Annotated in this window: 6 protein-coding genes; 5 read left to right on the top strand and 1 reads right to left on the bottom strand. The window is 71.1% G+C overall.

Going from position 1 to position 7,935, the window contains the following annotated elements:
- From C1A38_RS29795 to C1A38_RS29785, 3 genes are all read left to right on the top strand, one after another.
- The coding region (locus C1A38_RS29795) for an aldehyde dehydrogenase family protein (RefSeq protein WP_199180374.1) at positions 1-1,286 on the top strand (1,286 nt) is incomplete at its 5' end.
- Positions 1,287-1,288: 2 nt separating this feature from the next.
- On the top strand, positions 1,289-2,056 hold the full coding sequence (locus C1A38_RS29790) for a 3-oxoacyl-ACP reductase (protein ID WP_102661013.1): 768 nt from the start codon (positions 1,289-1,291) through the stop codon (positions 2,054-2,056).
- Positions 2,057-2,216: 160 nt separating this feature from the next.
- Positions 2,217-5,867, top strand: coding sequence for a SpoIIE family protein phosphatase (locus C1A38_RS29785; protein WP_102661011.1), 3,651 nt, complete (start codon positions 2,217-2,219; stop codon positions 5,865-5,867).
- A gap of 45 nt (positions 5,868-5,912) precedes the next feature.
- Here the strand turns inward: C1A38_RS29785 and C1A38_RS29780 are convergent, their stop codons facing one another.
- The gene (locus tag C1A38_RS29780; RefSeq protein WP_102661010.1) at positions 5,913-6,227 is read right to left on the bottom strand and encodes an STAS domain-containing protein; all 315 of its coding nucleotides are present in this window, start codon (positions 6,225-6,227) and stop codon (positions 5,913-5,915) included.
- A gap of 94 nt (positions 6,228-6,321) precedes the next feature.
- Between C1A38_RS29780 and map the strand changes: the two genes are divergently transcribed.
- Together map and C1A38_RS29770 are read left to right on the top strand one after the other, a co-directional pair.
- A complete protein-coding gene (gene map, locus C1A38_RS29775) occupies positions 6,322-7,179 on the top strand; it encodes a type I methionyl aminopeptidase (protein WP_102661009.1) in 858 nt (285 codons plus the stop codon).
- Positions 7,176-7,892 (top strand): VIT1/CCC1 transporter family protein, encoded by a 717-nt coding sequence (locus C1A38_RS29770; RefSeq protein WP_102661008.1) that lies wholly within the window; start codon positions 7,176-7,178, stop codon positions 7,890-7,892. Before map ends, C1A38_RS29770 begins: the two co-directional genes overlap by 4 nt.
- Positions 7,893-7,935 lie beyond the last annotated feature (43 nt).

Raw genomic sequence — 7,935 nt, 5'->3', positions numbered from 1 at the left:
TCGACGGGGCGGTTGCGCGGGCGGGGGTGGCGTTCGAGCGGTGGCGGGGGGTGGCGCCGGGGGAGCGGGCGCGGATGCTGCGGCGGTTCGCGTCGGTGGTGGATGCGCATCTGGAGGAACTCGCGGGGCTGGAGGTGCGTAATGCCGGGCACACCGTTGGCAATGCGCGCTGGGAGGCGGGCAACGTGCGGGACGTGCTCGACTACTACGCGGGCGCGCCGGAGCGGCTGACCGGACGGCAGATCCCGGTGCCGGGCGGGCTGGACGTCACCTTCCACGAGCCGTTGGGCGTGGTCGGGGTGATCGTGCCGTGGAACTTCCCGATGCCCATCGCCGCGTGGGGTTTCGCCCCGGCCCTGGCCGCCGGCAACACGGTGGTGCTCAAACCCGCCGAGTTGACCCCGCTGACCGCGCTGCGGCTGGCCGAGTTGGCGCTGGAGGCGGGCCTGCCCGAGGGGGTGTTCTCCGTACTGCCCGGTCGGGGTGACGTGGTCGGCGAACGGTTCGTCACCCATCCCGCCGTACGCAAGATCGTCTTTACCGGCTCCACCGAGGTCGGCACGCGGATCATGGCTGGCTGCGCGGCCCAGGTGAAACGGCTGACCCTGGAGTTGGGCGGCAAGTCGGCGAACGTGGTCTTCGCCGACGCGGACCTGGAACGGGCGGCGGCGACCGCGCCGTACGGCGTCTTCGACAACGCGGGCCAGGACTGCTGCGCCCGCTCCCGGCTGCTGGTGCAGCGGTCGGTGTACGACCGCTTCCTCGAACTCCTCGAACCGGCGGTGCGGGCCTTCCGGGTCGGTGACCCGGCGGCCGAGGAGACCGAGATGGGGCCGCTCATCTCGGCCGGGCACCGCGACCGGGTCGCCGGCTACGTCGATGACGCCCGGGTCGCCTTCACCGGCGACTGCCCCAGCGGCCCCGGCTACTGGTACGCCCCGACGGTGCTGCTCACCGACTCGCCCGCCGACCGGCACTGGCGGGAGGAGGTGTTCGGCCCGGTGGTCTCGGTGCTCCCGTTCGACGACGAGGCGGACGCCATCCGGCTGGCTAACGACACCGAGTACGGCCTGTCCGGCTCGATCTGGACCCGGGACGTGGGTCGGGCGCTGCGGGTGGCCCGGGCGGTCGAGGCGGGCAACCTCAGCGTCAACTCGCACTCCTCGGTGCGCTACTGGACCCCGTTCGGCGGCATGAAGCGCTCCGGGCTGGGACGGGAGCTGGGCCCCGACGCGCTGCACGCCTTCACCGACGTCAAGAACGTGTTCATCAGCACAGAGGAGTGAGCATGCCGGGACGGTTGCAGGACCGGGTCGCCGTGGTGACCGGAGCGGCCAGCGGAATCGGGCTGGCCACGGTACGCCGGTTCGCCGCCGAGGGAGCGAAGGTGGTCTGCGTCGACATCGACGCCGAGGCCGGTCGATCCGCCGCCGAGGAGGTGGACGGCAGCTTCGTCGCGGCCGACGTGGCCGACGAGGCGGCGGTGCGGGCCCTCTTCGACGGTGTGGTCGAGCGGTACGGGCGGGTGGACATCGCCTTCAACAACGCCGGCATCTCCCCGCCGGACGACGACTCGATCCTGGAGACCGGCCTGGACGCCTGGGAACGGGTGCTGCGGGTCAACACCACGAGCGTCTACCTCTGCTGCAAGTACGTGATCCCGCCCATGCGCCGGCAGGGGCGCGGGTCGATCATCAACACCGCCTCCTTCGTGGCGCTGATGGGTGCCGCCACGTCGCAGATCGCCTACACCGCGAGCAAGGGTGGGGTGCTGGCGCTCACCCGGGAGCTGGGCGTGCAGTTCGCCCGGGAGGGCATCCGGGTCAACGCCCTGTGTCCCGGGCCGGTGGCCACCCCGCTGCTGCGGGAGCTGTTCGCAGCCGACCCGGAACGCGCCGCGCGGCGGCTGGTGCACGTACCGATGGGGCGGTTCGGTGAGCCGAGTGAGATCGCCGCCGCGGTGGCGTTCCTGGCCAGCGATGACGCATCGTTCATGACCGCTGCACAGTTCGTGGTGGATGGTGGGATCACCGGGGCGTACGTCACCCCGTTGTGACGGTGGTCACTCTCTCGGTGATCGCCTCGGGTGGTGTCGCGGACCTGACGGCGCTAATCAGCGTCTAACAGCCGTGATGCGTTACGTTGCTGGTCCGTCGGGGTAGAAGGCGGACGCGGCAGAGATGATCGGAGCGCATGTGGACGGCCGGGGAGGCTGCATGAACTCGGCCCAAGGGGGTGCGGACGTCAGCCATCCGTCCGGGACGGACGGCCGGATCTCGCCCCTCCTCGCGGCGGCCTTCGCCGGGGGCGGCGAGATGGGCCGGTTGCTGCGTGATCATGACTGGTCGGCCAGCCCGCTGGGCGTCCCGGAGCAGTGGCCCGACGCGCTGGGCAACGCGTTGAGCACGATGCTTGCCTCCAAGGCGCAGATCGTCGTGTTCTGGGGCGAGGAGCTACGTGCCTTCTACAACGACGCCTACCGGCCGACCATCGGCGACAAGCATCCGGCCGTGCTCGGGCAGCCGGCCCGCGAACACTGGGCAGAGACCTGGGAGGTGCTGGGGCCGCTGCTGACCGGGGTGCTGCGCGACGGCGAGGCGTACCAGGCGCAGGACCATCATTTTCTGCTCGACCGGCACGGCTTCGTCGAGGACGTCTACTTCGACGTCTCCTACGACCCGATCCGTGGTGCGGACGGGGGCATCCACGGCGTCCTCTGCATCTGCAGCGAGACCACCGGCCGGGTGCTCGGTGAACGCCGGCTGCGTGCCCTGGCCGAACTCGGGTCGGAACTGGCCGACCCGGGCAGCATCGAGGACCTCGGCCGCGCCGTCACGGCCGTGCTCGACCGGCATCGCGCGGACGCACCCTTCGCGCTGCTGTATCTCGACGACGGCGACGGGCACCTGCGTCGGGCCGGGATGACCGGGATCGACACCGGGCCCGCCGATCCGCCGAGCCGGCTGGTCGAGGTCGCGATGACCGGGGTCGCCGCCACGGTGCCCACCGTCGACCTGCTCGGGCGCGTACCCGCCGGGGCCGCCGACGAGGTGATGGTGCTGCCGATCAGCGCGACGAACGAACCCGCCGGGGTGCTGGTGCTCGGCGTGGCCCGTCGGCTGCCGTTCACCGACGACTACCGCACCTTCTTCGAGCTGGTAGCCGCCCAGATCTCCCGGGCGGTCGGCAAACAACGGGCGTACGAGCAGCAGCGGGCCCGGGCCGCCGAACTGGCCGCGCTGGACCTCGCGAAGACCAACTTCTTCGCCAACGTCAGCCACGAATTCCGTACGCCGCTGACGCTCGTGCTCGGCCCGTTGGAGGAGATGCTCGCCGATCCCGAGCTGCCGGAGGCGTACACCCAGCGGCTCACCGTCATGCACCGCAACGGGCTGCGCCTGCTCAAGCTGGTCAACACCGTGCTGGACTTCTCCCGCCTGGAGTCGGGCCGGCTGGCCGCCCACTACGAGCCGACCGACCTGGCCGACTACACCGGCAGGCTGGCCAGCACCTTCCGCTCGGCCACCGAACGCACCGGCGTACGCCTGGTGGTGGACTGTCCGCCGTTGGCCGAGCCGGTCTACGTCGACCAGGACATGTGGGAGAAGATCGTCCTCAATCTGGTCTCCAACGCCGTGAAGTTCACCTTCGAAGGCGAGATCCAGATCCGGGTCCGGTCGGTCGACGGGGCGGCCCGGCTGGAGGTCACCGACACCGGTGTGGGCATCCACCCGGACGAACTGCCGCACGTGTTCGAACGCTTCCACCGGGTGCCGGGGGTGCGGTCGCGCAGCCACGAGGGCACCGGGATCGGGCTCGCGCTGGTCCGTGAACTGGTCGAGATGCACGGCGGGCAGGTCAGCGCGAGCAGTCAGGTCGACAAGGGCAGCACCTTCGCGGTCACCATCCCGTTCGGCACCGCACACCTGCCCGCCGACCGGGTCGCCGACGCCGACCCCACCGAGCACGAGCCGCGACATGCTCCGCTGTTCGTGGCCGAGTCGGCCCGGTGGACCAGCGACGACCACGCCACGCCCACCCCTGGACCGGCCCCGGCCGAGTCGCACGGCCGCATCCTGGTCGTCGACGACAACCCCGACCTGCGGGAACACGTGGCCCGGCTGCTCGCGCCGAGTTGGGAAGTGGTGACCGCCACCGACGGTGTCGAGGCGCTGAGAGTGGCCACCGAGGTCGCCTTCGACCTGGTGCTCACCGACGTGATGATGCCTCGGCTGGACGGATTCGGCCTGGTCGCCGCGCTGCGCGCGGACCCCCGCACCCGGTACGTCCCGATCGTGTTGCTCTCCGCCCGGGCCGGCTCCGCCGAGGAGGTGGCCGGGCTGTCGGTCGGCGCAGACGACTATCTGACCAAGCCCTTCTCCGGGCAGGAGTTGATCGCCCGGGTCCGCGCCAATGTGGAACTCGGCCAGTTGCGTGGCCAGATCATCCGGCGGCTGCGCGCCCTCGCCGACGCCGCGGTCGCGGTGAACACCGCCCGGTCCACGGCCGACGTGCTCCAGGTCGCGGCCCGGCACGCGCTCAGCCTCGCCGAGGCCGTCCGGGTCGTGGTCGCCGCCGGCGGGGCACGGTACGAGGCCGACGGCGGCGGTACCGCGCCGGTCGACCCGTCCTTCGTACTGCCGTTGACCGGTGTCGCCGGACGACAGCTCGGTGAGCTGCGGGTGTGGCGGCCGTCCGTGGACGGCATCGGCACCGACGAGGCCGCGTTGACCCAACTGGCCCGGCTGGTCGGCGTCCGCCTGGAGAACGCTCAGCTCTACGAGGCCGAGCACCGCATCGCCACCACCCTGCAACACAGTCTGCTGCCCCGTACGCTGCCGCAACTGCCCGGCACCGTGGTCGCCAGCCGCTACCTGCCGGGTAGCGCCGACGTCGAGGTGGGCGGCGACTGGTACGACGTCGTCGCCCGTGACGACGACGAACTCGTCCTGGTGATCGGCGATGTGGTCGGCAAGGGTGTGCCGGCCGCGGCGGCAATGGGCCAGCTGCGCAACGCACTGCGGGCGTACGTGCTGGAGGGGTTCGCCCCGGGCGAGTCGCTGACCCGGTTGAACCGGCTGGTGGACTCCACCGGGTCGCGTACCTTCGCCACGGTCTTCTGCCTCTGGTTCAGCCCGCGTACCGGTCAGTTGCGCTACGCCAACGCCGGTCATCCGTCCCCGCTGCTGATCCGCGGCAGCGACGTGACCTTCCTGCACGACCGGGCCCTCGGTCCGCCGGTCGGCGCGATCCCCGGCGCGGCGTACGAGACGGTCTCCGGTGAACTGCGGGCCGGCGACCGGCTGCTGCTCTACACCGACGGGCTGATCGAGGACCGGCAGGTCGCCATCGACGTGGCCCTGGCCCAGTTGCGGGCCGACGCCGCCCAGGCGAGCGAACACGTGGCGGATCTGGTCGACACGGTGGTCAACCGGGTCGCCGACCGGCCACGCCGCGACGACGTGGCGGTGCTCGCTCTGGAGGCCACCGAACTCAACCGGTTCGCGCTGCGGCTGCCCGCCGACCCGACCCGGCTGAGCGTGCTCCGCAAGCGACTGGAGGACTTCCTCGTCGCGCACGAGGTGAGCGAGACCGACCTGTTCGACCTCACCGTGGCGGTCTCCGAGGCGGCGGCGAACGCGATCGAGCATCCGGTCGACCCGGTGGAGCCGGTGATCGACATCGAGGTGTCGGTGGAGAACCGGGAGGTCGTGGCGACGGTGCGGGACACCGGCCGGTGGCGCAAGTCGACCGGCTCGGGCTTCCGGGGCCGGGGCCTGTCGCTGATCCGGGCACTCGGGGAGCTGTCGGTCGACCACACCCCGGAAGGGACGCAGGTCACCCTGCGCCGACGGTTGGAGGACTGAGTTCCCTCCCGATCGCCGCCGGTGATCTTCGCGTCGATCGGCCGGTCAGCCTGGCGGCAGCCAGGGTTGCCCGCCCAGCCCGGCGATCTCCAGCACCCGGGTGACCTGTCGGGAGGGCAGCACGGTAAGGGTGCCCGGATACTGGCCGGCGAGTCGAACCACCGCATGGATGGCCGCCGAGTCGAAGAAGGTGACCGCCCGCAGGTCGAGGGTCACCCGGGCCGCCGACTCGCGGAGCGCGGCCTGCAACATGGTGTCGGCGGTGGCCATGTCGACCTCACCGGTGACCACCACAACGAGGTGATCACCGTCGGTCTCCGCCACGGCGGAGAAGACGGGAGGTGCGCTCCCTTGATCCACGCAGACACCTTGACACAGCGTCCCTGGTGTGGCAACAACCGTCGGTCCCGGACGGTGTTGGGGGTCACCGAGCGCTCGGCGATAGGCTTGGCGCATGACCGTCCGTGCGCCGCTGACCCCAGGCAGGCAATCCCCGTGGCGGCAGGTGCCCGCCAACATCGCCCGGCCCGAGTACGTCGGTAAGAAGGCGCCCCGGCCGTGGCAGGGGTCGCACGTGCAGACTCCGGAGACCGTCGAGAAGATGCGGGTCGCCGGGCGGATCGCCGCCCAGGCGGTGCAGCTCGCGGGGGAGCACTGCAAGCCCGGCGTCACCACCGACGAGATCGACCGGGTGGTGCACGAGTTCCTCGTCGATCACGACGCGTACCCGTCGACACTTGGCTACAAGGGCTTCCCGAAGTCCTGCTGCACCAGTCTCAACGAGGTGATCTGTCACGGCATCCCGGATTCGACAGTGCTGGCCGACGGCGACATCATCAACGTCGACGTCACCGCCTTCATCGGTGGCGTGCACGGCGACACCAACGCCACCTTCTGCGTCGGTGAGGTCAGCGAGGAAGCCGGGCTGCTCGTCGAGCGGACCCACGAGGCGATGATGCGCGGCATCCGGGCGGTCGCCCCGGGCCGCCAGATCAACGTCATTGGCCGGGTCATCGAGTCGTACGCCAAGCGGTTCGGTTACGGGGTGGTCCGCGACTTCACCGGCCACGGCATCGGTGAGGCGTTCCACAGCGGGCTCTACGTGCCGCACTACGACAGCCCTCGGCCCACCGACGTGATGGAGCCGGGCATGACCTTCACCATCGAGCCCATGATCACTCTCGGCACCTACCAGTACGACCTCTGGGACGACGGCTGGACGGTGGTCACCAAGGACCGCAAGTGGACCGCCCAGTTCGAGCACACCCTCGTGGTGACCGAGGACGGTCACGAGATCCTGACCCTGCCGTGACCGAGACTCCGGCGGCGCTGCGGGAGCCGCATCACGCGGACGTCTCGGGCGGCTGGCTGCGGCCGGCCGTCTTCGGGGCGATGGACGGCCTGGTCACCAACATCGCGCTGATCGCGGGCGTGGGCGGCGGCGGGGTGTCGCCGCGCAACATCGTGCTGACCGGCACCGCCGGTCTGGTCGCCGGCGCGATCTCGATGGCGCTCGGGGAGTACACAAGCGTCCGGTCGGCCAACGAGCAGATCGCCGCCGAGGTGGCCAAGGAACGGCGCGAACTGGAACGCAACCCCGAGGGCGAAGCCAGGGAACTGGCCGAGATCTGGGTCGCCCGAGGTCTGCCGGAGGACCTCGCCCGGCAGATGGCCGAGGCGATCCGCCGCAACCCGGAGACGGCGCTGCGCGTACACGTGCAGGAGGAACTGGGCGTCAACCCGGACGAACAGCCGAACCCGTGGACGGCGGCGACCTCGTCGTTCCTCTGCTTCTCCGTCGGCGCGCTGGTGCCACTGCTGCCGTACCTGCTCGGTGCGACGAGCCTGGTGCTGGCCCTGGCGGTCGGCGGGCTCGGCCTCTTCGTCGCCGGCGCGGTCGTCTCCCGGTTCACCAACCGTCGCTGGTGGACCGGTGGCCTGCGCCAACTGCTCCTGGGCACCGCCGCTGCAGCAGCCACCTACGCCATCGGCACCCTCATCGGCGTCCAAGGCGGCCTAGGCTAACCCCCACCCCGCGCCCCACACCCCCCTGCGCCCTACGCCACAC

Origin of the sequence: Verrucosispora sp. ts21, from assembly GCF_002879555.1 — a bacterium.
GTDB lineage: Bacteria > Actinomycetota > Actinomycetes > Mycobacteriales > Micromonosporaceae > Micromonospora > Micromonospora gifhornensis.
Note: the sequence above shows the minus strand (reverse complement) of the source record. Positions and strands in the feature narration are given on the sequence as shown.

Coding starts and splice junctions, on each gene's coding strand:
- C1A38_RS29785 (WP_102661011.1), top strand. CDS start 2,217: ATGAACTCGGCCCAAGGGGGTGCGGACGTCAGCCATCCGTCCGGGACG.
- map (WP_102661009.1), top strand. CDS start 6,322: ATGACCGTCCGTGCGCCGCTGACCCCAGGCAGGCAATCCCCGTGGCGG.
- C1A38_RS29790 (WP_102661013.1), top strand. CDS start 1,289: ATGCCGGGACGGTTGCAGGACCGGGTCGCCGTGGTGACCGGAGCGGCC.